The sequence below is a fragment of the Candidatus Soleaferrea massiliensis AP7 genome, assembly GCF_000820765.1.
Lineage (GTDB): Bacteria > Bacillota > Clostridia > Oscillospirales > Ruminococcaceae > Soleaferrea > Soleaferrea massiliensis.
Genome location: NZ_CCYH01000044.1, coordinates 31702 through 57923 on the forward strand (window position 1 = coordinate 31702; position 26222 = coordinate 57923).

Below are 26222 nucleotides of genomic sequence, written 5' to 3' on the forward strand. Positions count from 1 at the left end.
TTAAACGGCCTTTTCTGGTTACTCTTTTGGCCACCAAAAGAGTAACTGCCACTTTGCCAAGGCTTATTCGGTAAAACAAAGGAAACCTGCCGCGTATCGGTGTACAAACAGCGCAGCCGCCCTCAGCGCAGCGCAGTCTCGTCATAGAACACCTCATCCAGATACAGCCCGCAGGCCGGCGCCGTGCGCCCCGCGCGCGCCCGCTCCCCGGAAGCGATGATATCGGGCAGCTGCTGCGCCGGGATGCGCCCTTCGGCAACTTCCAGCAGGGTGCCGACGATGATCCGCACCATGTTGTACAGAAATCCGTCCCCGGTTATGGAAACCGTCACCATCTCGCCTGAGCGGGAGACCGAACAGTCATAGACGGTGCGCACCGTATCCTCGACATCGCTGCCGCTGGCGCAGAACGCCGCAAAGTCATGCGTGCCGACAAACGCCTTCGCCGCCCGGTGAAGCTGCGCTTCGTCGATCGGCCGCGCATAGAGATGGCACATCGAAATCAGAAACGGGCTGCGGACACCACTGTTGCGGATGCGGTAAAGATACCGTTTCCCGCGGCAGTCATACCGCGCATGAAAGTCCATTGGGACCTCGTCGCAGCTGAGCACCGCGATGTCATCCGGCAGAAGGTTGTTGAGGGCCTTTACAAATCCCCCGCAGGGAATCTTGCTGCCGGTTTTCATATTCAAGGTAAAGCGGTTCGCGTGTACGCCGGCATCGGTGCGGGAACAGCCCTTGACCTCGTGCCGCGCGCCGGTCAGCCGCTCCAGTGCGTCCTGAAACGCCCCGCAGACGGTCGGTGCGTTCTGCTGCACCTGAAAGCCATGATAGCGCGCGCCATTATAGGCAAGCTTAAAACGTAAATTTCTCATCATAACAAAATATTCAGGACAATCACGCCGGCAAAGCAGATGGTCATAAACAGCGCCGCAAACAGATCCGGCAGCCCCATGTGCAGGATCTTCATGCGGGTGCGGCCCTCGCCGCCCTTATAGCAGCGGCATTCCATCGCAAGCGCCAGCTCGTCCGCCCGGCGGAACGCCGAGACAAACAGCGGAATCAGGATTGGGATCAGCGCCTTCGCGCGCTGGATCAGCGAGCCGGTTTCAAGGTCGGCTCCGCGCGCCTTCTGCGCGTTCATGATCTTATCGGTCTCCTCGATCAGCGTCGGGATAAAGCGCAGCGCGATGGTCATCATCATGGCAAGCTCATGCACCGGGAACCGGATCTTCTTGAGCGGGCCTAACAGCCGTTCGATGCCGTCGGTCAATGCGATCGGCGAGGTCGTATAGGTCATCAGCGACGTGCCCGCTATCAGGCAGACAATGCGCACCAGCATGAAGATCGCCAGGCTGATGCCCTCCCTGGTGATCTTGAAAATCCAGAACTCGACGATCGGGGTGCCGGAGACAAAGAACATGTTGAGGATTGCCGTAAACAGGATGATCGGGACAATCGGCTTCATGCTCTTGAGGATCATCCGCGGCGGCACTTTCGAGATGCCGTAGGTGACAATCAAAAACAGGATGCCGACGAGCAGCCCGAACATGCTGTTTGCGACAAACAGCATGATGATGTACGCAAAGGTCAATACAATCTTCATGCGCGGATCCATGCGGTGGATCAGTGAATTTCCCGGGAAATACTGACCGATTGTGATATCCTTAAGCATCCGTTTCCCCCCTCAGCAGCTGCAGCAGCTCGTGTTTGGCCTTTTCCACCGTGTAGACATTGTCGTTCAGATGGAAGCCGCGCGCCTTCAGGTCGTAGAAGACCTGCGTGATCTGCGGCACAGCCAGCCCGATTTCGCGCAGCTCCTCGACATGCGCGAACACCTTCTCGACCGTGTCGTATAAAAACACCTTCGACTGGTTCATGACCAGCACCTTGGTACAGTATTTCGCGATATCCTCCATGCTGTGCGACACCAGCAGAATGGTCTTCTTCTGGGCGCGGTGGTACAGGCTGATCTGATTCAGAATCCGGTCGCGTCCGTACGGGTCAAGCCCCGCGGTCGGCTCGTCCAGAATCAGCACCTGCGGATCCATGGCCAGCACACCCGCGATGGCGACCCGGCGCTTCTGTCCGCCGGACAGCTCGAACGGGGATTTCTCCAGATGCTTTTCCTTCAGTCCTACAAAGCCAGCCGCCTCGCGTACCCGGCGGTCGATCTGCTGTTCATCCATGCCCATGTTCTTCGGGCCGAACGCGATGTCCTTATATACCGTTTCCTCAAACAGCTGGTATTCCGGATACTGGAAAACCAAACCGACCTGGAAACGGAATTTCCGGATTTCCTTCTCATTCTCCCACATATCCTGCCCGTCGATGTAGATCTTGCCGGAGGTGGGACGCAGCAATGCGTTGAAATGCTGGATCAGCGTGGATTTTCCCGATCCGGTGTGGCCGATGATGCCGACGAACTCCCCTTCCTCGATCGACAGGTTCAGATCGTCGACCGCCACCTTTTCATAGGGAGTGTTCTGGTTGTAGACATAGGAAAGATGTTCTGTTTTAATGATTTCCATATCTTCCCTCCATCAGCTTCTGCAGCGCATCGACACATTCTTCTGGATATAGGATGTCCTGCGGCAGCGGGAAGCCCGCCTTGCGCAGCTCATAGATCAGTTCGGTCGACTGCGGGACGTCCAGCCCGATGTCCTTGAGCAGCTCCACCTGGGAAAACACCCTGCGCGGCTCGTCGTCCAGCAGGATTTTTCCGCGGTCCATGACCACCACGCGGCCTGCCTGAGTCGCCTCGTCCATATAGTGTGTGATCAGGATAACCGTGACACCCTCATCCCGGTTCAGCCGCTTGATGGTCTTCATGACCTCTCGGCGTCCCTTCGGGTCGAGCATCGCGGTCGGCTCGTCCAGCACGATGCACTGTGGCTTCATCGCGAGGATGCCGGCAATCGCAACCCGCTGCTTCTGTCCGCCGGACAGCTGATGCGGCGCGCGGTCGCGGTATTCATACATCCCAACCGTTCTGAGCGCCTCGTCCACCCGTTCCCGGATTTCCTTCGGCGGCACGCCGAGGTTTTCGAGCGCAAACGCGACATCCTCTTCCACAATCGTGGCAACGATCTGGTTGTCCGGATTCTGGAAGACCATGCCGACATTCTGCCGGATATCATAGAGCTTGTCCTCATCCTTGGTATTGATGCCATTTACGGCGACATCACCCCTATAGGGCGTGAAGATCGCATTGAAATGCTTGGCAAGCGTCGACTTGCCGCAGCCGTTATGGCCTAAAATCGCCACAAACTCGCCGGAGCTGATCTCAAGCGAGACATCCTCCAGCGCGTTGACGATCACCTCGGCCTCATCGTCGTATGTAAAATAGGCGTGGCCTGCACGAATCATACCGGTCAAATTGGATTGGCACCTCCATCTATTTCAAGGTCGCTTTGTTTCTATAGGATTGGCAGGGTTTCCGCCGCATATGCGGGATATGAGGGGCGGGACGCCTTAAAACAGGCTCTCGCGCAGATAGAGCGCGGAGCATCCGCAGGGCAGGGCGTAATCGCTCTCGGTGACCGGGAGTCCCAGCTCGTTTGCGATGAAAAGCCCTTTGTTCCGCGAACCGACTGTCGTGCCCAGGATGTACTGCATCACCGAAGCGGACAATCCGGTCGTGTAGGAGTTGATCAGGAAGGCCACCGGATCGTCGGACAGCAGCTTGGAACACAGTGCCACAAAATCGTAGATTTCGTCCTCGAGCTTCCAGATTTCTCCGCCGGGGCCGCGTCCATAGGACGGCGGATCCATGACGATGACGTCATACCGCCGTTTTCTTCGGATTTCGCGTTCCACGAATTTTTTGCAGTCGTCCACAATCCAGCGGATGGGCTTGTCCGCAAGGCCGGAGAGGGCCGCGTTTTCCCGCGCCCAGTTGACCATCCCTTTCGAGGCGTCTACATGGCAGACCTGCGCGCCGCCCGCCGCGCAGGCAAGCGTCGCGCCGCCTGTGTAGGCGAACAGGTTCAGCACGTTTAACTGCCTTCCGCCGGCGTTTTCAATGACCTTGCGCAGAAAATCCCAGTTGTATGCCTGCTCCGGAAACAGGCCGGTATGCTTGAAGCCGGTCGGCTTGATGCGGAAGGTCAGGTCCCCGTAACGGATGTCCCATTCCTTCTTCGGCATATTGTATTCTTCCCAATAGCCGCCGCCGGTTTTGGAGCGGATGTATCGGGCGTTCGCCTTGTACCAGAGCTTGTTGTTCTTTGGCGTGCGCCAGATGACCTGCGGGTCCGGGCGGATCAGGATGGTATCGCCCCAGCGTTCCAGCTTTTCCCCGCCGGTACAGTCGATGAGCTCGTAGTCTTTCCAGTTTGTTGAAAGCAACATAGATGGTTTTCCTTCCCCTTCAGCGGTGTCTTCTCTTTCTTTTTTTCCTCATGGCTGATTTCATTCATCGATGGCTCGATGACTATATCGCTTGATCATTGCCGCTGTCTGGCGGCTTTGTTCGTTTTCCTTGACAGGTGTTTTTGTACGGATGTGCGGCGCATCGGCCGATGTTTGCCTGTCTGCCCCGGCAAGGTGGCAGTTACTCTTTTGCGTGGCCAAAAGAGTAACCAGAAAAGGCCATTCAAGGGGTCTGCCGCCCCCTTAAAAATCCCCCAATCACGCAGCTTCTCCGGAATTGGGCAGTTCCTGCGTCGAGATGACGGCAGGCCGCCCGCCATAGCTCAGTTCAGAGGCACCACGTTGCGCAGTGCTCCAATGTATCTCCGTTCTGTCGCTGTCAGCTTTATCTTCCAACAACGCACAAATCTCGTCTAGCCTCATTGTTTCTACCACGCTATAGCGGGAATCGTTCTTTTTAGGATAGAACTGCATTGAAACTGATTTTGCTGATGCAAAAAACCTGCTTTCCAATATGGTATTCAGTTACCTCTCAGCCTTTGGTTTCAGGGTACTAAAAAAGCATCCTTTCACCGCGAAATCCTCCGCTGCTAGCCCTGCCCAACCACTCTGCCCAAAACCAAACGCCGCCCGCAGGCGGCCGATACAGATAACGGGATGTCTGAGGGGGATTTTCAAGGGGGGCCATCTGGCCCTAAGCGCCTCTGTGCATGGCCCCCCTTGAACGGCCTTTCTTGGTTACTTCTTTGGCCGCGCAAAGAAGTAACTACCACATTGCCAAGTGTCACTTGGTAACAACGTAAGATCACTGGCCTTCAGTGGTAAAAAACCACACTGCCAAGTGGAACCTGGCAAGCATATTGTGACCGCTGAGACTCAGCGGTCCCCCCCCATCGTGCATGGATATTTTACCTGCACGATTCAGCAGAGTCTTTCCTTGATTTTATCGGCAATCTTTTCGGCGTATTCGTTGATCTCCGTTTGATTCTTTCCTTCAATCATGACGCGGACCAGCGGTTCTGTTCCGGATGCCCGGACCAGAATGCGGCCCTCTTCTCCAAGAATTTCTTCATATTTTTGAATCTCCGCAAGGATCTCCTCATCCGAATCAAATTTGCTCTTGCGCGCATTGTCAACCTTGATGTTGATCAGCACCTGCGGATAGGTCTGCATGGCGCTTGCCAGCTCCTTCGCGGATTTCTTCGTCTCCTTGACGATGTGGGTCAGCCACAGGCCGGTCAGCTGGCCGTCCCCAGTCGACATGTGGTCCAGCAGGATCACGTGCCCGGACTGCTCGCCGCCGATGTTGTAGCCGCCGCTGAGCATCTCTTCCAGGACATAGCGGTCTCCTACCGCCGTTTTCGCGGTGTTGATGCCGTGTTCCTTGGCAAATTTGAAGAAGCCGATGTTCGACATGACCGTCACAACCGCCGTATCCTGTTTCAGCTTCCCATGTTCCTTTAAATATCTCGAAATGATGGCGATGATGTTGTCGCCGTCAATCAGATTTCCTTCTCCATCCAGCGCAAGGCACCGGTCGGCGTCGCCGTCAAACGAGAGGCCAAGGTCATATGCGCCGCCCTTCATAAATCTCTGCAGCTCGTCGATATGGGTGGAGCCGCAGCCGTCGTTGATGTTGGTGCCGTCAAAATCCCGATGGATGATGGCCACCTGTGCCCCCAGCGAGGTGAACAGCTTCTCCGCCGTCACGCTGGAGCTTCCGTTTGCACAGTCCATCGCGATGCGCATACCGGTCAGATCGCCGTCCAGCGTGGACTGCAGGTGCTCGATGTAATCATCCAGCGCGCTTTGGCATCTCTTTGGACGCCCAATCTGCACACCGGTCTTGAGTTCCTTCTGATAGCTTTTGCTGCGGATGATCGCTTCAATTTCATCCTCGAGACTGTCGGAGAGCTTGAAGCCCTCTCCGTTGAAGATCTTGATGCCGTTGAACTCAACCGGATTGTGCGACGCCGAAATCATAATGCCCGCATCCGCACCGTAGCGCTTGACCAGATAGGCCACCGCCGGGGTCGGCACGACGCCCAGCAGCAGGGTGTCCGCCCCGACCGAGGAAAGTCCCGCTACCAACGCGTTTTCCAGCATGTCGGAGGATATCCGCGTATCCTTGCCGATGAGTACGACCGGCTTGTGATGGGACTGTTCGGTCAGTACCATGGCCGCCGCGCGTCCGATGTTGATGGCAAGTTCACAGTCCAGCTCGGCGTTCGCCACACCGCGCACGCCGTCGGTTCCAAATAATCTACCCATATTCTCTATTTCTCCTTTTATCGCTTTATGTAATCAGTCCGCCGCATGCGGGGCTGTTTGGTTTCGACATGATCATGCAAGGGGAAGCTGCGGCACATCTTCGCATCCTATTCGCGGATGCGGCCGTTTCGTTTCCTTCCTTCATGACGGCCGCTATGGCTTTTATCGATCTCCTGAAATCGTCTGTTTACAGATGAAGCTGTTCCGTTTCATCTCTGCCGCTTCCCGGCATCGGGATGCCCAGATGCTCATAGCCCAGCGGCGTCACGCAGCGGCCGCGCGGTGTGCGGCTCAAAAAGCCGATTTGCATCAGGTACGGCTCATAGACATCCTCCAGCGTGACCGATTCCTCGCCGATCGCCGCCGCGAGGGTGTCCAGCCCGACCGGACCGCCCGCGTAATTTTTGATAATCGTCTGCAGCATCAGCCGGTCGATGGCGTCCAGTCCCAGTTCGTCGACCTCCAAACGCATCAGCGCCTTATCGGTGATCTCCCTGGTGATGACGCCGTCCCCCATGACCTCGGCGAAGTCGCGCACCCGCTTTAAGAACCGGTTCGCGATACGCGGCGTTCCGCGGGAGCGTTTTGCAAGCTCCATCGCGCCGCTCTCGTCGCAGGGGATATTGAGGATCGATGCGCTCCGCAGGATGATCTGCGTCAGCTCTTCATCGTTATAAAGCTCGAGCCGCAGCACCACGCCGAACCGGTCGCGCAGCGGCCCGGTCAGCTGTCCGGCCCTTGTGGTCGCGCCGACCAGCGTAAAGCGCGGCAGGTCAATGCGGATGGAGCGCGCCGACGGTCCCTTGCCGATGATGATATCCAGCGCATAGTCCTCCATCGCTGGGTAGAGCACCTCCTCGACACTGCGGGACAACCGGTGGATTTCGTCGATAAACAGGATGTCGTTCTCACTCAGGTTGGTCAGCAGCGCGGCCAGGTCTCCCGGCTTCTCGATGGCCGGGCCCGATGTGATGCGGATGCCGACCCCCATCTCGTTTGCGATGATGCCCGAGAGGGTGGTCTTGCCGAGTCCCGGCGGCCCGTACAGCAGCACGTGGTCCAGCGGCTCGTTTCTCCGCTTCGCCGCTTCGATGAAAACGGTCAGGTTCTCCTTCGCCTTCTGCTGGCCGATGTATTCCTCGAGCGTCTTCGGCCGCAGCGAAAACTCCACCTGGCTGTCTTCCTCGAGGTATTCCGGCGCGGCTATGCGGTTTTCCAGATCCATATCGAAATCATTCATCATGTATTACGCCTTTCCCGCCAATTGTTTCAGCGCATGCTTGATCAGTTCCTGGACGCTCCGGGTTTCATCCTGCTTGCCCAGCGCCTGCGCGGCTTCGGACTGGCTGTAGCCCAGCACGACCAGCGCGCTGATCGCTTCGGCGACGTTGCCCGATTCCATCTGCGGAGCGGCCGGCAGGTCGAAGGAATCCGGCAGCTCGACCGATTTCATCTTGTCCTTCAGCTCCAGCACAATCCTTCCGGCCGATTTCGGCCCGATGCCCGACACCTTGGTCAGGCTTTTTACGTCGTTCGCGATCACGCAGAGCGCGAATTTCTCCGGCGTCATCTCCGAAAGTACCGCCAGCGCGGCCTTCGGCCCGATGCCCGAAACGCCCAGAAGCATCCGGAAATAGGAGAGCTCCTGCCTGGTCAGAAAACCAAAGATGTCAAAAATGTCTTCTTTCACATATACATGGGTATACAGCATTACCTGGGACCCCACCTTCGGCAGGGCCGACAGGGTGGAAAGCGTTGTATAACATTTATATCCAACGCCGCCGCATTCGATGACGGCGAAATTCTCCTCTGCATGCACATAGGTGCCTCGTATGCTGTAAAACATCGTCTTATCCTCTCATCCTCTGGTACCCGCGAAACGTTTCTGCGTTTCGCCGCCCCTCGGGGGCGTACCTCTTTTTCTTTCGAACGGCAGATTTTCGGGAAGGCCGTCCGCGGTCTTCCCCAATCTGCCGGTATTTTTTATCCTGCAGATTGACGCCGCGATGCCCTTCCGTATTGGATGCACGGTTCAATCTGCGTATCCCATATACAGATTATCGCGCCCGCTTCGATCCTATCATCCGTTTACACGGATATTGATCATGGGCGAGATGTCCCTTTCAGCCGCCGCTTCCAGCTTTTCAGCTTCTGATAGGCACGGTCGGGCAGAATACCGATCATCTCGAAGCACAGTGCGAACCCGAACAGCATCCCCAGAAGCAGTTCCGGGGTTTCATCAAAGACATTCAGCAGCAAAAATACGCCAAACAGGCACAGGCCTATGCGAAGCTCCTTGCGCATCATCATTCCTCCTATCTGTGACATTCCGACAAGAGAGAAGCCGGTTTCCTCCTCGGCAAATTCCGGTGTCCCCTGTATGGACTGTACGGGCACGCTTTCCTGCGCCGTCAGTCCTCTCTATATAAAGACTTCCATTATAAAGTTCCATTTATTATCCTGATGCTTTGCGGCGTCACACCGCCCATCTTCCCTGATGGAACAGGATGGTTTCCTGCCCGTCCTTCGAGACAGCTGTAATTTCCATATCCTCGGTTCCGATCATGAAGTCGATGTGCGTCATCGAATCGTTTGCGCCGGCTGCCTTCAGTTCGTCTTTGCTCATCTGCAGGCCGCCTTTGATACAGGATGCGTATGCGCGTCCCAACGCCAGATGGCAGGCCGCATTCTCATCAAACAGTGTGTTGTAGAACAGCGTGCGCAGCCTGGATATCGGCGAGCCTGCCGGCACCAGCGCCACCTCGCCGAGCATCGATGCGCCCTCGTCGGTTTCAAGCAGGCGTTTCAGCGCCTCTTCCCCTTTTGCCGCCTGATAGGAAACAACCTTGCCATTTTGGAAGGTCAGGCTGAAATTCTCGATCAGACTGCCCTGATAGCACAGCGGCATCGATGCGACGGCGGTTCCGTCGACACGCTCACGGTGCGGCAGACAGAAGACCTCCTCGGTCGGCATGTTCGGGAAAAAGGCGACCCCATGCGCGGTGCGTTCCGCGCCGCCGGCCCAGACATGGCCCTCGGGCAGCTCGAGCGTGAGGTCGGTTCCATTCGAAGCCTTGAAATGCAGCCTGGCAAATTGTCTTTCGTTCAGGTAGGCAACCTTCTCATTTAAATAGGCGTGATGCCGCTCCCAGGCCGCAACCGGGTCGTCGAGGTCGGCGCGCACCGTCTTCAAGATTGCCTGCCAGAGCTTCTCGACCGCTTCGACCGCTTCGCAGTCCGGATAAACCTTTTTTGCCCAGGCCGCCGTCGGCACCGAGACGACATTCCACGCGATGCCGTTGACGTCCAAGATATCGTAGAAAGGCTTGAACGCCTGGAAACTTGCCTTCGTCGCGGCGTCCAGCTTGGCCGAATCGACCAACTGGAACAGGTCGGGATCCTGCGCGGCAATCGATACAAAGGCCGCGCCGCGCCTTGCGTAGTAGTTGTTCGACTCGGCGATCCAGTCCGGCACCGACTCAAACACCTCAAGCGGGGAATGGGTGTACTTGATCTTCGAAAACTTTTCGTCGTCCCACAGGATGGTGACCTCCCGTGCGCCTGCCGCATAGCCCGCTTCGGCAATCTGCCGCGCAAACGGCGCGCACTCTATCGGGGAACGGATCAACAATTCCTGATCCTTCTGTATGTTGACGCCCATTTTAACAATCAGGGCGGCGTAGTTCTGTAACTGCCGTTCTGTCGGCATGGCCAAAACCTCTTTTCTTTTCAGCTTACGCGGATGTTTTCCGCGGCTTGATTCTATCAAATTCAATGGTCCGAATTCCGCGCCGCCCGGCTCCCACTTTAAAGAGAAGGGCCGGCAATCAGCATTTCGCTTTTATATCGGCTGACGCGCGGCACTGTCCTTTCCATGCGCAGCAGGAAATACATACATTGCCGTGTTCTGCGCTTCTATTCCGATCGTATGCTCTTGATAACCGCCGCTGTGCCGCGTTATCAAACGACTGCAGCTTCAGATGCAGATATGTAGATGAATGGACGATCTGTTGTCTCTTCTATGTAAAACTTTTCCCGGATTACCGCCTGCCACAGCATACACAGCTCAAAACCCACACTTGGGCCAGATCCGGTACGGAGGTTTGACACACCTGTCACAGCATGCACAGATAAAAATCCGCGCCCGAGACAGATTCTGCACGGCAGATTTGATCATGCTGTCACAGCATGCGCAGACGGGAACCCGCGCTGTGCGCATGACAGATGGCAATGGCCAGCGCATCCGCCGTATCGTCCGGCTTGGGTACCTCCTTGAGGTGCAGGATCATGCGGGTCATCTCCATGACCTGCTTCTTGACCGCTTTGCCATATCCCACCACGGCCTGCTTGACCTGCAGCGGCGTATATTCAAAGATCGGCACCTGCCTTTCAATGGCCGACAGCAGCATGACGCCGCGCGCCTGCGCCACATCGATGGCGGTCTTCTGATTGGATGTGAAATAGAGCCGTTCAATCGCCATGGCCTGCGGATGAAAATTGTCCAGCAGGTAGCACATCCCCTCGTGGATGATTTTCAGCCGTTCTTCAAATGGCTGCTTCGCCGCGGTTGTGATGGCCCCGTAATGGAGCACCTCAAATTTTGCCCGCTCGTATCGAATCAGGCCGTAGCCGACAATCGCGTAGCCGGGATCGATGCCCAGTATAATCATCTTTCAGCTTCCTTATCCAAATATTTCTGTATCCAAACTGTATAATCCTCTATAAAACCGCCAATATTCTTATTATTCTATCATAGAACGATGGATTTATCAATTTCGCATCGGAACTTTATTCATATAGCATATGAAAATTCAAATTTCATCTTATTTTCTTGTAATAATACACAAATCTCGAAAAAGGGATTGATTTTTGGTGAATCCTGTAGTATAATCTAGAAGTCGTCAGAAAGACCAATCATATATGAACGATTAGCTCAGCTGGTAGAGCACCTGCTTGACGTGCAGGGGGTCAGGGGTTCAAGTCCCTTATCGTTCACCAGGGGTGCTGTTCCTGCAATAGTGGGGGCGGCATTATTTTGCCCAAAATTAGATTCCAAATATTTGAATATTCTTCGAAACGGGACGCGTTGACCGCCGCTTTTAAAGCTGTGGTCCGCGTCCCTTTTTTGATTTCCCGCCGCTGTCAGGAGGCCCGCGCATCCTGAAAAGCCGTCTCTTATCCGTTCGCAGGATATGGCCCTGTCCATCCTGCGCCGCATCCCGTCACACACCGATGATACCGGAGGTTTGGACAGCTTCTCTGATACCGGCGGACTAACCCAGTTCTCCGACGGTGATCTGCTCGCACAGGCGCCGCACATCCTCCCTGCGGGGCGGATGCGTGCCGTCGAGCAGGACGGATGCGCTGCCGAACGCCGCCGCCAGCTCTACGCATCGTTCGGGCGTTTCGCCGCCCGCAAGCCCCAGCAGGAATCCGGCCAAGGCGTTGTCCCCCGCGCCGACGGTGTTGACCGCCTTCACCGACGGAACCGACGCCGCCAGAATCCGCCGCGGCGTAACCAGCGCCAAACCGTCCGAGCCAAGGCTCAGCAGGATCTGTTCAATGCCCTTGCCGGCATACTTCTGCGCCCGGCGCATGGCCTGCTGTGCCTCGAGTTTTTTTTGATTGGTCATTCGGCAGAATTCCTCGAGGTTCGGCTTGATCAGATATGGTTTCAGTTCCATCAGCTGCCCGATATGCAGCGCCGATGTATCGAGTACCAGACGGCCTGCCTTCGCAGATATCTCCTTTACAAAGGTGCCGAACATCGCGGCGTCCATCCCTTCGGGCAGGCTTCCCGACACCACCAGAATGGTGTCCTCATCGCTCGCTTCCCGGACCATCCGCGCCAGGATGCGCAGCCGTTTTTCATCGGCCTGCAGCCCGTTTCGGTTGACCTTATAAAACCTTCCGTCCTCGGTGATGATATGGATATTTTCGCGCACCGCGCCTTCGGCCGGCACATAGTGGCATCGGATGCCCTCCTGTTTTAACAGGCTGAGATACTCCGCCGCGCTGCGTTCGCCGCAGAGGAAGAACGCCGGCGTGTCGACGCCGAATTTCTTCAATGTCCGGGAGATGTTGACGCCCTTGCCACCCGCCTGGTATTCCTCGCGGCTTGTGCGGCACACCTCGCCGTCCTCGAGTCTCTTCACCCAGAGACTGGTGTCAATCGCCGGATTCAAGGTGACGGTCAGCACCTTCTCATGCATCATTTTCCCTTCTCCATTTGACGCCGTTCGGGGTGTCTTCCAGCAGGATGCCCATCTCTTTCAGATCGTCGCGGATCTTATCGGCCATGGCAAAATTTTTATACTGCCTGGCCTGCTGCCGCTGTTCGATCAGGCTTTCAATCTGCACGTCGATGTTCTCCGTGTTGCGGTTGTACACAAGGCCCAGCACGCCGGTCAGCTCGTCGAAGAGCTTCATGGCCTCCTCGAGATACTGTCTCGAATAGCTGCCGCTGCCGGCAATGGCGGTGTTGATATCCTTGACCAGCTCAAAAATCGCCGCGATTGCATCCGCGGTGTTGAGGTCGTCGTCCATCGCGTCGATAAACTGCTGCTTGCGCTGCGCGAGCCGCTCCAGCTGAACGTCCTCGTCCGCGCCCCGCTCGTCTCCGGCGCTTTTCAGCTCAAAGTCCAGATTGTCACGGCAGTTGTAGAGACGTTCCAGCGACGACTGGCACTGCTTGATGACGTCGAGGCTGTAGTTGATCGGGCTGCGGTAATGCGCCTGCAGCATCATGAACTTGATCGGTTCATAGCCGAACTGGTTGGCGACCTCGCGGGTGGTGAAGAAGTTGCCCAGAGATTTGGACATCTTTTTGTTGTCGACGTTGATATATCCGTTGTGCATCCAGAAATGCGCGTACGGCTTGCCGGTGCAGCATTCGCCCTGCGCGATCTCATTCTCATGGTGCGGGAAGATCAGGTCCTGCCCGCCGCAGTGGATGTCGATGGTCTCTCCCAAATATTTGCGGATCATGGCGGTGCATTCGATGTGCCATCCGGGACGTCCGGGGCCCCACGGGGATTCCCAGGCCGGTTCGCCCGGCTTTGCGCCCTTCCAGAGCACAAAGTCCAGCGGGTCCTCCTTCTGCTGGCTGACGTCGATGCGCGCGCCGGCAGTCAGGTCGTCGATCGGCATATGCGAAAGCTTGCCATACTCCTCGAAATGCAGCGTGCGGAAGTAGACGTCGCCGTCCTTTGCATAGGCGTAGTCCTTGTCCACCAGCGTCTTCACGATGTCGATGATCATGTCGATCGTTTCCGTCGCTTTCGGATGGTAGGTTGCTTCCCGGATATTGAGTCCCTTTGCATCGCGCTCGTACTCCCGGATGTACTTTTCCGCCAACTCCTTGACGGTGGTATTCTCTTCCTTCGCACGGTTGATCAGCTTGTCGTCGATATCGGTGAAGTTCTGCACAAAAATAACCTTGTAGCCGCGGTATTCCAGATACCGGCGCAGTGTATCGAATACACAGATAGGCCTGGCGTTGCCTATATGGATAAAGTTGTACACGGTCGGTCCGCAGGCATACATTTTGATCTCTCCCGGCGTGATGGGTACAAGTTCTTCCTTCTGTCTGGTCAGCGTGTTGTAGACTCTCATAAATCTTCTCCTTTTGCATCTTCTGTGGTGGACTGTTGATTCGATACTTCGTTAATTCTATAGTATACGATAGAGTTTAAGAAATAAACCATATATTTGGAAATGTAATGACAAATATGTATCTTTTTTGCCACCGGCATTGGATGGCCGGCGGCACCTTGGTGGTGTTTGCCGGATTTCGCCGATTTGCCGCGGGGCTTGTCATATAAGGGCTTGGACGGCTTTATCCTGCGCCGCCGCACGGTGTTCCATTCATGTTCGCCGATGAGTCTTGGCTGGTGGTTGCTGCACCGCTGTTTTCCAGCGGTTTCACTGGGTCTGCCAGGATGCCTTGGCCGGGTGGCAGTTACTCTTTTGCCGGCCAAAAGAGTAACCAGAAAAGGCCGTTCAAGGGGACTGACGCCCCCTTGAAAATCCCCCAATCACGCAGCTTATTCCGAATTGGACAATTTCTGCTTCGTGATGACGGCTCTCTGCCCGCCATGGCGCGGTTCAGAGGCACGACGGTGCACAGCGCTTTTTATAATGCCCCGTTCTGTCGCTGCTGGAATACCTCTTCTTTTCAACGGCGTCTCGTTTAGCCTCATTGTCCCTGCCACGCCATGGAAAAAAATCGGCCTTGCCGTTTCGCTATGTTCAGATGAAAACACTTCTTTTTCCGGGTACATATCATACAACAGCATCAAATGTTATCCACCGTTTTTATACACTGCAGATGCCTGCATGTTTGCTGTTCCTTTACCGGCACATTCCACCAAATGGGTTTATATCTTGTTTACTCGACATTGGAGCCGTGTTCGCTTTCGAGCTGTGCAACCTTCTTTTCCAAATGCTCAATCTTCATCAGCATTCTGCACAGCTCCTGTGACACCGGGTCCGGGATGTGCACCTGGTCAAGCTCGTCGGAAACCTTCTGTCCGTTCCTGCGTACAATTCTTGCCGGGATGCCGACTGCCGTGCTGTCCTCCGGAACCTCTTCGAGCACCACGGCGCCGGATGCTATTTTGGCGTTGTCGCCGACCTTGAACGGGCCGAGTACCTTCGCGCCGGAGCCGACCATGACGTTCTTTCCAAGCGTCGGATGCCGCTTGCCCTTCTCCTTGCCGGTACCGCCGAGTGTGACACCCTGATAGATCATGCATCCATCCCCGACCTCGGCCGTTTCTCCGATCACGATGCCGCTGCCGTGGTCGATCATGACCCCGACGCCGATCTTCGCGCCCGGATGGATCTCCACCTGTGTGAAGAACCGCGCCAGCTGTGAGATAAACCGCGCCAGAAAGACACAGTGATGCTTGTAAAGCCAATGTGCGGGGCGATGCCACATGATCGCGTGCAGACCGGAATATAACAGCAGAATTTCAAACGAACTGCGCGCGGCCGGATCGTGCTCCTTGATCGTCCGGATGTCCGCCCTGAGCCGTTTTAACATAGATGATCTCCCCTTCGCTCTGTTTCACCCGCCCTGTCCGGCGGCGGGATTCCATGTTTCCTTACAACGAAAAACGCCTTCGCAGCCGGGATATCCCGGCTGCGAAGGCGGTATTGACGACCGCGGTTCCACTCCGCTTCTGCCACTCTTGTTCCCGCAAAACTGCGGAAACCGGCTGAATGTCCTTAACGCGGACCGGACGCAAAGAGATACTGCCCCGCTTTCGGCAGGGGTTCCCCCTTTGTGCTAGTGGGCGCAGCCGCTTCCGAATCCGCAATGATGGATGCTCTCAGCCTTCGGCATCCACGCTCTGTCACCTGAAATTCGATAACGCCCGGAGATTTCCGGGTTCCCACATAATCGCATCCACTCTATGTTCACGCTCTATTGTATGTTGGCCGGATGAAATCGGACACTGTCCGTCTCCGGCATGCTTCTTTAAGAATAACACAGTTTCTGAGCTTTGACAAGCTTTTTGAGCCGTGCCGCTCCAATTTTCCGGACAAATGCCCGGTTCAGCTTTTGGCATCGATGCAGTGGCGGTTTTTGATCAGATAATTTGCGCCCGAAACGACCGCCGCCGCCGCGCACAGCCAGCTGAGCACCGACGCAGCCGTCGTAAGCGATGAAGCCAGGAAGGTCATATCCATGACCTGAATCAGGCAGAGCATCAGCAGCAGCGCGATGATGCTGAACATCTGGATGACCGTTTTGACCTTGCCGAAGATATCGGCCGCGATGACCTTCCCGTCCCCGACGGCGATCAGCCGCAGCGAGGTCACCAGGAATTCCCGCATGACCAGGATGATGACCACGACGGGATTCACCAGCCCGAACGCCTGCAGGCAGATAAAGGCTGATATCACCAGCGATTTATCAGCAAGCGGATCGAGGAATTTGCCGAAATTCGTGACGATGTCGCGCTTGCGCGCAATCCTGCCGTCAAACAGGTCGGTCAGCGACGCCGCGATGAACACCACGATCGCACCGACATAATTGTATGGGATGAAATCCCCGCCCAGCATAAACAGCACAAAGACCGGGATCAGCAAAATCCGCAGCATTGTGAGTTTATTCGGTGTATTCATAAATTTTCCCACCCCTTTAAGCTGTAGTTTCTCCAATCAAATCGTAACCGACAGCCTTGGTGATCCGTACGTTGACAAAACTGCCGGGCCGGGGTTTTTTGTCTGCATAAAAGTACACATAGCTGTCTATATCCGGCGCGTCCATGCGGCTTCTGCCGAAGCACAGGCCGGTTTCCCTGTCGTAGCCCTCCGCCAGCACCTCCAGGGTGCTGCCGACCTGCGCCAGATTTTTTTGTTCCATAATCGCGTACTGCGTCTCCATGATCACCTCGGCGCGCCGCTGCTTATCCTCCTCGTCGATCTGGTCCCCGAACGACGCCGCCGGCGTATCCTCTTCACGGGAATACGCAAAACAGCCGAGCCGGTCGAACTTCACGTCCTTGACAAAGCCGCAGAGCGATTCAAACTGCTCTTCGGTTTCCCCGGGAAATCCGGTGATCAGCGTGGTGCGGATGGTGACGCCCGGCACCTGTTCACGGATTCTTTCCATCAGCGCGGTCAGGCTTTCGCGGTCGCCGCGCCGGTTCATACGCGACAGCACCGTTCCATCACAGTGCTGGATCGGCAGGTCGATGTATTTGACAAGCTTTTCCTCCCGGTTCATCACCTCGAGCAGCTCGTCGGTGACCCGGTCTGGATAACAGTATAGCACGCGGATCCAGTGAAGTTTGTCAATTTGACAAAGCTTCTCCAAAAGTTCGGGCAGCATCAGCTTTCCATATAAATCCTCGCCGTAGCGGGTCGTATCCTGCGCGACGACATTGAGCTCGCGCACACCCATATCGGCAAGCCTTTGTGCCTCATCGAGGATATCCTCCATTTTACGGCTGCGGAACGAGCCGCGGATCAGCGGGATTGCGCAGTAGGTACAGCGGTTGTCACAGCCGTCCGCCAGTTTCAGGTAGGCGAAGTAGTTTTCATTCGCCAGCACCCTCTCGCCGTTTAGCATCAGCTTGTCCTTCTCCGGGAACGATGTCGTCCGCTGTCCGTTCAGCGCCTGCTCGACCGCTTCCACAATCGAAGCGTTCGCGCCGATGCCCAGCACCACATCCGCTTCCGGGATTTCTTCGACCAGCTGCTGACGGTACCGTTCGGCCAGGCATCCGGTCACCACGACCACCTTGAGCTCCCCCTGCGCCTTGCGCTGGCAGAACTCCAATATCTGTTCAATCGATTCCCGCTTGGCGTCCTCAATGAACCCGCAGGTGTTCACAATCACAACGTCGCACTCGTCGGCGTCCGCGCACAGCGCATAGCCGCCCTTTTTGAGCAGCGCGAGCATGATCTCCGCATCCACCTGGTTCTTCGAACAGCCCAGCGACACCATACCAACCTTAACCGCCAATTTCTACGCTCCTAACTCTGCGATCACTGCCTTCACCTGACAGGCGCTGTAGCCCAGCCGGTGAAGCGCGGCGATCGTCTTTTGTATCCCCTTCGGATCATCCAGATAAGGGAGGTATTTCTTCTCGAGGATGCGCCGTATTTCGGCCTCCTCGTCTATTTCCAGTTCATCCAGCGCCGCTTCAATGACCGCTTTCGGGATGCCAAGCTTCTGCAGCTCCAGCCGGATGCGCTGTTTGCCGAAGGACTTGAAATGCCTGAGATCCTTCGCGTACCGGCGCGCATAATCCTCATCGTCGATCAGGCCGGTCTCGCAAAGCTTTCCGGCAACCTCTTCGATCAGTTCACGCGAATAGCGTTCCTCCTCGAATTCATCGGTCTTTTTATTCAGCGACTGGTATAATTTATCACATAGTTTACGTCTTGTATAGGCTTTGAAGGAGAGCAGTGACAGCGCCTTCTCCTTCACGGCATGATAGTTCACCTGATATTGAAACTCCGCCAGCTCCTCGGCGGCCATCTCCGCGCCGGGCTTGACCTTATGGAGAAAAATCGTCTCATAGGACGCCGTCACAAAGTATTCGTCCTCGACGAAGACGTCGTACCAGACGCCTTTCTTCTGACGGACCGCAGTAATTCTCACGCGTCATTCTCCTCGTCCGGCTTGACCTCAACGTCGATGTTGACCTGTCGCGCGGCCGGCTTGCGAATCGGCTTCGGCGCTTTCGGCGACGCGAGCTTATCCGAATTCTCGCGGATCTGCTTGTCGAGCGTCTCCATCAGCTCGGGATGCTCGCGCAGGTAAATTTTGATGTTATCGCGACCCTGTCCCAGACGGTCGCCGTTATAGCTGAACCACGAACCGCTCTTGTTGATGATGTCGAGCTTGACCGCCAGATCCAGAATCTCGCCCTCCTTGGAGATGCCCTCGCCGTACATGATATCGAATTCCGCGTCCTTGAACGGAGGCGCGACCTTGTTCTTCACAATTTTGCAGCGGGTGCGGTTGCCGATGATCTCGCTGCCGTTCTTGAGCGCTTCGATGCGGCGGATCTCCATCCGCACCGAGGAATAGAATTTCAGCGCGCGGCCGCCCGGCGTGGTCTCCGGGTTTCCGTAAACGATGCCGACCTTTTCGCGCAGCTGGTTGATGAAGATGCAGACGCAGTTGGACTTCGAGATGACCGAGGTCAGCTTGCGCAGCGCCTGGCTCATCAGCCTTGCCTGCAGGCCGACATGCGCGTCGCCCATCTCGCCTTCAATCTCCTGGCGCGGCACAAGCGCGGCGACCGAGTCGATGACGATGACGTCGATGGCGTTCGAGCGCACCAGCGCTTCGGTGATTTCCAGCGCCTGTTCGCCGGTGTCCGGCTGGGAGATCAGCAGGGAATCTATGTCCACGCCGAGATTTGATGCGTATTCCGGGTCGAGCGCGTGCTCAACGTCGATGAACGCCGCTTCGCCGCCGGCCTTCTGCGATTCCGCGACGATGTGCAGCGCGACGGTGGTTTTACCGGAGCTTTCCGGGCCGTAGATCTCCACGACTCTGCCGCGCGGCACGCCGCCGATGCCCAGCGCCATATCCAGCGCAATCGAGCCGGTCGGGATCGCCTCAACCTGCAGCGACGAGTGTTCGCCGAGCTTCATGACCGCGCCTTTGCCAAACTGTTTTTCTATCTGAGCCAGCGCTGTTTCGAGCGCTTTTTTCTTATCCGCCATACTTGAAATTTCCTTTCCTGTGGAGCGTATTTCCGTCCGCGGCAAGCCCTCAGACAGATCTCCCTTTTTTGATGTTCCTTTCATTATAGTAGATCGCTTTCACAAAATCAACCATAATTGTGTTAACGCCCATCTCCCATCCCCGTCAAAAAATTGGGCAAGATCGTACAAGAATTCGTCGCATTCCTGTGGTAAACTGTCAGCAGATACACCGAACGCATCCGAATCAGAGACCTGCCGAACGGCTCAGGGGAATTTACGCGGAAGACGGGCCATCAGTCACCCGCAGCCATCAGGGACACGGCGTTTACCTGCGTACCGCGTGGCGTTCCGGTTTGCTCACCGTACGGCCTGACCTGCGTTCACAGGTACATTGCGCATCGTTTCGGCTTGCATAACTGCACGGCCTGACCTGCTTTCACCAGCACACCGTGTATCGCTTTGCCATGCGTCATCGTATACGGTCCGGCAGCGTTCACCGGCTTACCATACGACGCTCCGGCTTACGTCACTATACGGGATGACTCGTGTCCATCATACATGGTCATGGTTTTATCTTCCCGGCAAGAACCTTTACATGCCTATTTCAATTATTAACACCTCAGGGCGTAAATGATATACCGTAAGAAAGGAGGGATGCCAGATGACACCGGAACAGAGAATCATCCGTTATGATGCGGAGCTTGGCATCGAAGCTTATTATTTTGAGGGCGTCATGCAGCGGTTTCCGAATCACTTCCATGAACACTATGTCGTCGGCGCAATTGTCAGCGGCGCGCGCAGGCTCACCTGCTGCAGCCGGGAATACATCATCCGTCCCGGCGATCTGGTGCTCTTCAACCCGCTGGACAGCCATGCCTGCGAGCAGGTCGGGGACTGCCCGCTCGAGCTGCGTTTTCTGAACATCCCACCCAAGGTGATGGAACGTGCGGCCGAGGAAATCACCGGATACGCCTATCAGCCGCGGTTCGCACACAACACCGTGCCGGACAGCGAGCTGTGCGGCATCATCGCAGAGCTGCACCGCATGATTATGGATGGCGACCAGTCGCTTGGACGGGAAGAACTGTTCTGTCTGCTGATGGAACAGCTTTTCGACCTGTACGCGCTGCCGCCCGAAAAACCGGTGCGTACACAGGAGGACGACGGCATGCAAAGGGTCTGCGAATATCTGCAGGAGCACTATGCCGAACACATCGGGCTCGAAGAGCTTGGCCGGATTGCGAACTGCAGCAAATACCACCTGGTGCGCAGCTTTACCAAGGAAAAGGGCATCTCCCCGTACAGCTACCTGATGACCATCCGAATCGGCGAGGCCAAAAAGCTGCTGGAAACCGGACAAACGCCCGCACAGGCCGCTCTGCTTGCCGGATTTTCCGACCAGAGCCATTTCACGCGCTGTTTTAAGCGGCTGACCGGCCTGACGCCGCGGCAGTATCACAACATCTTTTATCAAGGAGAAAACCGCCATGCAACATAAATCGCTGTCCGGCCACCTGACCGCCCTGCTGACCATTGTGATCTGGGGCACCACCTTTATTTCAACCAAGGTCCTGTTACAGGATTTCTCTCCGGTAGAAATCCTCTTCACCCGGTTTGTGATCGGCTTCATCGCCCTGATTCTGGTCTGTCCGCGCCGCATGAAGCTCGAAAACCGGAAACAGGAGTGGTATTTTATCGGCGCCGGATTGTGCGGCGTGACGTTTTACTTCCTGCTGGAAAACATCGCGCTGACCTATACGCTCGCGTCGAATGTCGGCATCATCATTTCAGTCGCGCCGTTCTTCACCGCCATCTTCGCACATCTGTTTCTGCATGGCGAAAGGCTCCACGCACGGTTTTTCATCGGATTCGCGGCCGCGATCGCCGGCATTGTGCTGATCAGCTGGAATGGCTCCCAGCTTCAGCTGAGCCCGCTCGGCGACCTGCTGGCGCTGCTTGCCGCGGTCGTCTGGGGCGTCTATTCCATTTTGACGAGGAAAATCTCGGAATTCTCACAGAACACGGTGCTGGCCACCCGCCGGACCTTTTTTTACGGCATCCTGTTTATGGTACCGGCGCTGTTCCTGTTGGATTTCCACCCGGACTGGGGCAAATTTTTAGAGATGCAGAATCTCGGAAACCTGCTGTATCTCGGACTTGGCGCGTCGGCGCTCTGCTTCGTGACCTGGAACCTTGCGGTCAAAAAGCTGGGGGCTGTGAAGACCAGCGTGTATATCTATCTGGTGCCGGTCGTCACCGTTTCAGCCTCGGCGCTGATTCTTCATGAACCGCTGACTCCGCTTTCACTGCTCGGCGCCGTCCTTGCGCTTGCCGGCCTGTTCATCTCGGAAGGCACGCTGAGCCGCCGCAGGAAGGTTCCTTTCATTCGGCCTGATGAGACATAACCGGGATATTTTTGGAACATTTGCTCCGGCAATTGCATTCCGATAATTGCATAGAAGGCCATCAGCCCTTGCGCTGATGGCCTTCTGTTGTTTTCTTTCTATTTGGTATGGCATCTTTCTCCCACCTTTTGATGTCCATTTCTGTCACTGCAAAAGCGAACCAAGGCAAACGTATTCACTCATAGTATTGCGGGAGTCCGTAATACTACGTGTCCCATCATTCACGCAATCATTGTAAAAGCCCCCCTTTTCAGATTGTTACTTCACGGAAAACTGTAGTATGAAAACCGATCTGGCGTTGTGAAATGCAATTGCCGCGGCCCAAACCGGGGAGCCTGTCCGCTTTTCTTTCTGTTATGAATATGATATAATGAAAGCGATATACAGAGAAAGGAAGCGACAGCTATGGACGAGCTTCAGATTATCAAAGCCGATACCGACGCACAGCTGAAAACGGTGAGTGAACTCGCCGAAAAGATCTGGCATCAACATTTTACACCAATTATCGGCACAGATCAGGTCAACTATATGGTGGATAAATTTCAGTCCTGCCGGGCGATTTCCGGGCAGGTCAAGGACAACGGATATGAATACTACCTGTTCCATTACAACGGCGCGGATGTCGGATATCTCGGCGTCAAGGCCGAAAACGGCGCGCTGTTCCTGAGCAAAATCTATCTGGAGCAGTCCTTCCGCGGCAGAAAGATTGCATCCCGGGCCATCCGGTTCCTGATGGATCGCTGTGAGCGGGAAGGGCTTTCGAAGATCTGGCTGACCGTCAACCGCGAAAACCTGAACACCATCGCGGCCTATGAGACGATGGGCTTCGTCAAAGTCCGGGAACAGAAAGCCGATATCGGAAACGGCTTTTATATGGACGACTACATCATGGAAAAAACGATTTGAATGGGCTTTGTCCCATATCACGGGAGGATCCGCGGATGCGCTGCGGATCCTCCTTTATTTTTTATTCCGGTCATCCAGATGTTCCCCAATCAAAAACGCAACCGTCACAGCGGTGACAACGGCAAAGATCACAATGTAGAGCGTCACAGAATAACCTCCTTCCGCAAACCGGGACATTGTTACGTTGACATATGAAAAGGCTTAAGAGGCGCTCGTTTCATAAGCGTTCCGTCTTAGCGGCTTTCCTGTCAACTTAACAAAGCCCGAACCGATAATCCGATGTTCCATTGTATGAATGCGAGGGAAAAATTGTGCAGGAAACGGATATTTTCCGCTCTTTCTGGTAAAACTCTTACTAAATCCATACAGTTTTACATCTGTGAACGGCGGCCGCTTTGGCCGTTTCGGTTCGATCATACCATTGTGAAGGAAGTGTTTCTGTTTGAATCAAAAGACAGTTTCGAAAGTACTGCGGATCGCTGTCGTCGTGCTGCTCAACATCTTTATCATTGTGTTGGCGGGCTATGCGGTCAACACGGCGCTGCAGGAAAATACCCAGAGCGTTGAAACCCTGTCCAAGAACGGATCCCGCGGCGATGAGGTCCGCAAAATTCAGCAGCGGCTCAAGGACTGGGGCTACTATGACGGCAATGTCGACGGCATCTTCGGCCCGCAGACAGAAAAGGCCGTTCGGTATTTCCAGAGCAAGAACGGCCTGCAGGTCGACGGCATTGCCGGACCGGCAACGCTGGCCGCCATCGGCATCAGCTCGTCGGGTTTCGGCGGCAACTCGGGCGGCGGTTCCGGCGCTCCATCCGGCACCAGCGATTCCGACTACCGCCTGCTCGCACGGCTGATCTCTGCGGAAGCGCGCGGCGAGCCCTATGTCGGCCAGGTTGCGGTGGGCGCCGTCATCCTGAACCGTGTGCAGCATCCGTCCTTCCCAAACTCGATCGCGGGGGTTGCATACCAGCCGGGCGCCTTTACGGCGATGACCGACGGGCAGATCAACCAGCCGGTTTCCGAATCCGCCTATAAAGCCGCGCAGGATGCCTTAAACGGATGGGATCCGTCGGGCGGCGCGATTTACTATTTCAACCCGGATAAGACCTCGAACAAATGGATGCGCACACGTCCGGTGATCACGCGCATCGGCGCACATCTCTTCTGCAGTTGATTCAAAGTCAAAGGAGCTGCCATTTCCGGCGGCTCCTTTTTGCGCCTGCACACATCATTTCCGATGCGGCTGGTTTTCACACGAAGAAAGCCGCAGAGACGCGAAAGTATCCGCCGTATACTCGCCATCCAAGCCCAACCACAGAGGAATCCACATATCCGCACAGGCGTTTTCCGCCTCGCAACCTCCATCATGTTCATCGGCCCCGGATACGGCAGATAAAAGGTTTATGCTGATATTCCAATGACTGTGCCCCCCGGCATCCTTGACGGGATACCGGGGGTATTTTGTAACGCTGCATCCGCAGAAAAAGATTATGGTTCTCTGCGCGTCTCAAAGGCCGGCGTGTACCTTCGCCGGCTGCCGCAAGTGCCGGCGGGGCGGCATCGGAAGAGGGGATGCGGCGGCGGTGATATGGACCATACAGCAACTTTCGCATGTGTGCAATATCCGATCCTGTCTTTTTCTTATCTAATATGGCCTTTTCTCCCACTTTCACAAAGCTTCTGATTCCATTGAAGAAGATGGGGATGCGGCGGCCCTCATAATCTGTTATAATAGCAGGTAAGAAAAACCATACCATACGCTGTATCGATTCATGATATAAATATGACAGACCCTGACAGGTTTATTGGGGTATACTGTTCTTGTACTGTAACAAAAGGAGGTTTCCCGCTATGCTTGAACTGCCCGAAAGCCGTACCATTGCCGAACAGGCGCGTGAGGCCCTGACAGGGCGGACCATCCGCAGCGTACAGGCCAACGCTTCCCCGCACGGCTTTGCATTCTATTTCGGAGACCCGCAGGACTATGCCCGGCGGCTTTGCGGCCGCACCATCGAATCAGCGCATTCCTATGGCGGTCTGGTGGAGCTTTCCGCCTCGGAAATGCGGCTGCTGATGGGAGACGGTACGAACATCCGCTATCTTGCCCCCGGGGAAAAGCTTCCCCAAAAGCATCAGCTGCTGGTCGAATTCGACGACGGCGCGCACCTGTGCTGCACCATTCAGACGTACGGCGGCATCTGGGCTTTTGCCGACGGGGAGAACGACAACTTCTATTATCTGGTGGCAAAAGAGAAGCCGGAGCCGCTGGCCGATGCTTTCACCTGGACATATTTTGAGCGGATGATGGCCGGCATCAAGCCTACACTGAGCGCAAAGGCGCTCTTAGCAACCGAACAGCGGATTCCCGGACTCGGCAATGGCGTACTGCAGGACATCCTGTTTGAAGCCCGCATTCATCCGAAATCCAAGATTTCCACGCTGTCCGAGGAGGAAAAACACCGGCTTTACGAGCAGACGCGCCGGGTGCTGTTTGAAATGACCGTCAAGGGCGGGCGTGACACCGAACGGGATCTGTTCGGCTGTCCCGGCGGCTATGTGACTCGGCTGTCCAAGAAGACCCTGGAAAAGCCCTGCCCGGTCTGCGGCGGGGTTCTTGTGCGTCAGGCATATCTCGGCGGCAACGTCTATTTGTGCCCCATCTGCCAGCCGCTGAAAAAATAACCGCAACAGCCGCAAAGGAACCCAACATTTTCTCTGTCGGAGAACCGCGCAGACAATCGCTCCCCGCCAAGTGGTCCGGCCGTCTGCAAACCGCATTAGAAGAAATGATATCGGTTCGCAAAGCGGTGTTTGGATGAAATTTTGGAATTGTGAACAGCTGGCTTCAGCGGCAGTCTGTTTCCATGACCGCCCGATGCCCCGGTTGGTGTATGTCCAATATCCACCCCATATCTTGATAATCTTCAACGGATCATTTTTCTGGCCATTGTAAAGGAATGGGGGATTCTAAGACTGCCCGTTAAAAAACCACTTCGCGCACTTGGAACTATAGCGGGGGCCTGAACAACCTGTCGCTAGCCGGCTAAATCGGCGCACGATCTATACAAAAAGTATAGATCGTGC

General features: G+C 55.7%; 24 protein-coding genes and 1 tRNA gene. 6 read left to right on the top strand and 19 right to left on the bottom strand.

The features are described 5' to 3' along the window. Window positions 1-122: 122 nt before the first annotated feature. From truA to ruvC, 11 genes are all read right to left on the bottom strand, one after another. Window positions 123-878, bottom strand: a complete 756-nt coding sequence (gene truA, locus BN348_RS11585) for a tRNA pseudouridine(38-40) synthase TruA (protein ID WP_320408685.1) — start codon at window positions 876-878, stop codon at window positions 123-125. After that, window positions 875-1675, bottom strand: coding sequence for an energy-coupling factor transporter transmembrane component T family protein (locus tag BN348_RS11590; RefSeq protein WP_040198188.1), 801 nt, complete (start codon window positions 1673-1675; stop codon window positions 875-877). Before BN348_RS11590 ends, truA begins: the two co-directional genes overlap by 4 nt. Then, window positions 1668-2531, bottom strand: coding sequence for an energy-coupling factor transporter ATPase (locus BN348_RS11595; RefSeq protein WP_040198189.1), 864 nt, complete (start codon window positions 2529-2531; stop codon window positions 1668-1670). Before BN348_RS11595 ends, BN348_RS11590 begins: the two co-directional genes overlap by 8 nt. Continuing rightward, a complete protein-coding gene (locus tag BN348_RS11600) occupies window positions 2518-3369 on the bottom strand; it encodes an energy-coupling factor transporter ATPase (protein WP_040198226.1) in 852 nt (283 codons plus the stop codon). Before BN348_RS11600 ends, BN348_RS11595 begins: the two co-directional genes overlap by 14 nt. 105 nt (window positions 3370-3474) lie before the next feature. Then, on the bottom strand, window positions 3475-4353 hold the full coding sequence (locus tag BN348_RS11605) for a class I SAM-dependent methyltransferase (protein ID WP_197068348.1): 879 nt from the start codon (window positions 4351-4353) through the stop codon (window positions 3475-3477). 942 nt (window positions 4354-5295) lie between these two features. After that, complete coding sequence (glmM, locus tag BN348_RS11615) at window positions 5296-6645, bottom strand: phosphoglucosamine mutase (protein ID WP_040198191.1); 1350 nt, start codon at window positions 6643-6645, stop codon at window positions 5296-5298. A gap of 187 nt (window positions 6646-6832) precedes the next feature. Then, window positions 6833-7870: a Holliday junction branch migration DNA helicase RuvB gene (gene ruvB, locus BN348_RS11620; RefSeq protein WP_420885262.1), complete on the bottom strand. Its 1038-nt coding sequence runs from the start codon at window positions 7868-7870 to the stop codon at window positions 6833-6835. A 21-nt stretch (window positions 7871-7891) separates the two neighbouring features. Further along, window positions 7892-8491, bottom strand: a complete 600-nt coding sequence (gene ruvA, locus BN348_RS11625) for a Holliday junction branch migration protein RuvA (RefSeq protein ID WP_040198193.1) — start codon at window positions 8489-8491, stop codon at window positions 7892-7894. Between the two features lie 257 nt (window positions 8492-8748). Continuing rightward, a complete protein-coding gene (locus BN348_RS11630) occupies window positions 8749-8949 on the bottom strand; it encodes a hypothetical protein (protein ID WP_040198194.1) in 201 nt (66 codons plus the stop codon). A 172-nt stretch (window positions 8950-9121) separates the two neighbouring features. Further along, on the bottom strand, window positions 9122-10354 hold the full coding sequence (locus BN348_RS11635; RefSeq protein WP_040198196.1) for an aminopeptidase: 1233 nt from the start codon (window positions 10352-10354) through the stop codon (window positions 9122-9124). A gap of 472 nt (window positions 10355-10826) precedes the next feature. After that, window positions 10827-11315 carry a crossover junction endodeoxyribonuclease RuvC gene (ruvC, locus tag BN348_RS11640; protein WP_040198197.1) on the bottom strand — a complete coding sequence of 163 codons (489 nt, stop codon included), beginning with the start codon at window positions 11313-11315 and terminating at the stop codon, window positions 10827-10829. A 252-nt stretch (window positions 11316-11567) separates the two neighbouring features. On the opposite strand from ruvC, the gene BN348_RS11645 reads away from it, so the two are divergent. Beyond that, window positions 11568-11643, top strand: a tRNA-Val gene (locus BN348_RS11645). A 275-nt stretch (window positions 11644-11918) separates the two neighbouring features. On the opposite strand, the gene BN348_RS11650 is transcribed toward BN348_RS11645, so the two are convergent. The 8 genes from BN348_RS11650 to recA form a co-directional block, all read right to left on the bottom strand. Continuing rightward, window positions 11919-12860, bottom strand: coding sequence for a 1-phosphofructokinase family hexose kinase (locus BN348_RS11650; protein WP_082020960.1), 942 nt, complete (start codon window positions 12858-12860; stop codon window positions 11919-11921). Then, window positions 12850-14259 carry a cysteine--tRNA ligase gene (gene cysS / locus BN348_RS11655; protein WP_040198199.1) on the bottom strand — a complete coding sequence of 470 codons (1410 nt, stop codon included), beginning with the start codon at window positions 14257-14259 and terminating at the stop codon, window positions 12850-12852. Before cysS ends, BN348_RS11650 begins: the two co-directional genes overlap by 11 nt. Window positions 14260-14690: 431 nt before the next feature. Then, window positions 14691-14945, bottom strand: a complete 255-nt coding sequence (locus BN348_RS11660; RefSeq protein WP_156136511.1) for a hypothetical protein — start codon at window positions 14943-14945, stop codon at window positions 14691-14693. Window positions 14946-15034: 89 nt separating this feature from the next. Continuing rightward, window positions 15035-15691: a serine O-acetyltransferase gene (gene cysE / locus BN348_RS11665; protein WP_040198202.1), complete on the bottom strand. Its 657-nt coding sequence runs from the start codon at window positions 15689-15691 to the stop codon at window positions 15035-15037. A 515-nt stretch (window positions 15692-16206) separates the two neighbouring features. After that, a complete protein-coding gene (gene pgsA, locus BN348_RS11670; protein ID WP_040198203.1) occupies window positions 16207-16779 on the bottom strand; it encodes a CDP-diacylglycerol--glycerol-3-phosphate 3-phosphatidyltransferase in 573 nt (190 codons plus the stop codon). Between the two features lie 16 nt (window positions 16780-16795). Then, window positions 16796-18124: a 30S ribosomal protein S12 methylthiotransferase RimO gene (gene rimO, locus BN348_RS11675; protein ID WP_040198204.1), complete on the bottom strand. Its 1329-nt coding sequence runs from the start codon at window positions 18122-18124 to the stop codon at window positions 16796-16798. Between the two features lie 3 nt (window positions 18125-18127). Continuing rightward, a complete protein-coding gene (locus BN348_RS11680) occupies window positions 18128-18766 on the bottom strand; it encodes a regulatory protein RecX (RefSeq protein ID WP_040198206.1) in 639 nt (212 codons plus the stop codon). Beyond that, the gene (recA, locus tag BN348_RS11685) at window positions 18763-19842 is read right to left on the bottom strand and encodes a recombinase RecA (protein ID WP_040198207.1); all 1080 of its coding nucleotides are present in this window, start codon (window positions 19840-19842) and stop codon (window positions 18763-18765) included. Before recA ends, BN348_RS11680 begins: the two co-directional genes overlap by 4 nt. 643 nt (window positions 19843-20485) lie before the next feature. On the opposite strand from recA, the gene BN348_RS11690 reads away from it, so the two are divergent. The 5 genes from BN348_RS11690 (at window position 20486) to BN348_RS11710 (ending at window position 25820) form a co-directional block, all read left to right on the top strand. Further along, window positions 20486-21322: an AraC family transcriptional regulator gene (locus BN348_RS11690; protein ID WP_040198208.1), complete on the top strand. Its 837-nt coding sequence runs from the start codon at window positions 20486-20488 to the stop codon at window positions 21320-21322. Further along, on the top strand, window positions 21312-22229 hold the full coding sequence (locus BN348_RS11695) for a DMT family transporter (RefSeq protein ID WP_040198210.1): 918 nt from the start codon (window positions 21312-21314) through the stop codon (window positions 22227-22229). Before BN348_RS11690 ends, BN348_RS11695 begins: the two co-directional genes overlap by 11 nt. 405 nt (window positions 22230-22634) lie before the next feature. After that, window positions 22635-23135 (top strand): GNAT family N-acetyltransferase, encoded by a 501-nt coding sequence (locus tag BN348_RS11700; protein ID WP_040198211.1) that lies wholly within the window; start codon window positions 22635-22637, stop codon window positions 23133-23135. Between the two features lie 442 nt (window positions 23136-23577). Next, window positions 23578-24312: a spore cortex-lytic enzyme gene (gene sleB / locus BN348_RS11705; RefSeq protein WP_040198212.1), complete on the top strand. Its 735-nt coding sequence runs from the start codon at window positions 23578-23580 to the stop codon at window positions 24310-24312. Window positions 24313-24989: 677 nt separating this feature from the next. Further along, the gene (locus BN348_RS11710) at window positions 24990-25820 is read left to right on the top strand and encodes a DNA-formamidopyrimidine glycosylase family protein (RefSeq protein WP_040198214.1); all 831 of its coding nucleotides are present in this window, start codon (window positions 24990-24992) and stop codon (window positions 25818-25820) included. Window positions 25821-26222 lie beyond the last annotated feature (402 nt).

Excerpts from the sequence above, each read along its gene's own strand:
- BN348_RS11695 (WP_040198210.1), top strand. The coding sequence starts at position 21,312 with ATGCAACATAAATCGCTGTCCGGCCACCTGACCGCCCTGCTGACCATT.
- BN348_RS11710 (WP_040198214.1), top strand. The coding sequence starts at position 24,990 with ATGCTTGAACTGCCCGAAAGCCGTACCATTGCCGAACAGGCGCGTGAG.
- BN348_RS11700 (WP_040198211.1), top strand. The coding sequence starts at position 22,635 with ATGGACGAGCTTCAGATTATCAAAGCCGATACCGACGCACAGCTGAAA.
- cysS (WP_040198199.1), bottom strand. The coding sequence starts at position 14,259 with ATGAGAGTCTACAACACGCTGACCAGACAGAAGGAAGAACTTGTACCC.
- ruvB (WP_420885262.1), bottom strand. The coding sequence starts at position 7,870 with ATGGATCTGGAAAACCGCATAGCCGCGCCGGAATACCTCGAGGAAGAC.
- ruvC (WP_040198197.1), bottom strand. The coding sequence starts at position 11,315 with ATGATTATACTGGGCATCGATCCCGGCTACGCGATTGTCGGCTACGGC.
- truA (WP_320408685.1), bottom strand. The coding sequence starts at position 878 with ATGATGAGAAATTTACGTTTTAAGCTTGCCTATAATGGCGCGCGCTAT.
- BN348_RS11635 (WP_040198196.1), bottom strand. The coding sequence starts at position 10,354 with ATGCCGACAGAACGGCAGTTACAGAACTACGCCGCCCTGATTGTTAAA.
- BN348_RS11590 (WP_040198188.1), bottom strand. The coding sequence starts at position 1,675 with ATGCTTAAGGATATCACAATCGGTCAGTATTTCCCGGGAAATTCACTG.
- BN348_RS11600 (WP_040198226.1), bottom strand. The coding sequence starts at position 3,369 with ATGATTCGTGCAGGCCACGCCTATTTTACATACGACGATGAGGCCGAG.
- cysE (WP_040198202.1), bottom strand. The coding sequence starts at position 15,691 with ATGTTAAAACGGCTCAGGGCGGACATCCGGACGATCAAGGAGCACGAT.
- BN348_RS11630 (WP_040198194.1), bottom strand. The coding sequence starts at position 8,949 with ATGCGCAAGGAGCTTCGCATAGGCCTGTGCCTGTTTGGCGTATTTTTG.
- BN348_RS11605 (WP_197068348.1), bottom strand. The coding sequence starts at position 4,353 with ATGTTGCTTTCAACAAACTGGAAAGACTACGAGCTCATCGACTGTACC.
- ruvA (WP_040198193.1), bottom strand. The coding sequence starts at position 8,491 with ATGTTTTACAGCATACGAGGCACCTATGTGCATGCAGAGGAGAATTTC.
- BN348_RS11690 (WP_040198208.1), top strand. The coding sequence starts at position 20,486 with ATGACACCGGAACAGAGAATCATCCGTTATGATGCGGAGCTTGGCATC.
- BN348_RS11595 (WP_040198189.1), bottom strand. The coding sequence starts at position 2,531 with ATGGAAATCATTAAAACAGAACATCTTTCCTATGTCTACAACCAGAAC.
- pgsA (WP_040198203.1), bottom strand. The coding sequence starts at position 16,779 with ATGAATACACCGAATAAACTCACAATGCTGCGGATTTTGCTGATCCCG.
- glmM (WP_040198191.1), bottom strand. The coding sequence starts at position 6,645 with ATGGGTAGATTATTTGGAACCGACGGCGTGCGCGGTGTGGCGAACGCC.
- recA (WP_040198207.1), bottom strand. The coding sequence starts at position 19,842 with ATGGCGGATAAGAAAAAAGCGCTCGAAACAGCGCTGGCTCAGATAGAA.
- BN348_RS11650 (WP_082020960.1), bottom strand. The coding sequence starts at position 12,860 with ATGATGCATGAGAAGGTGCTGACCGTCACCTTGAATCCGGCGATTGAC.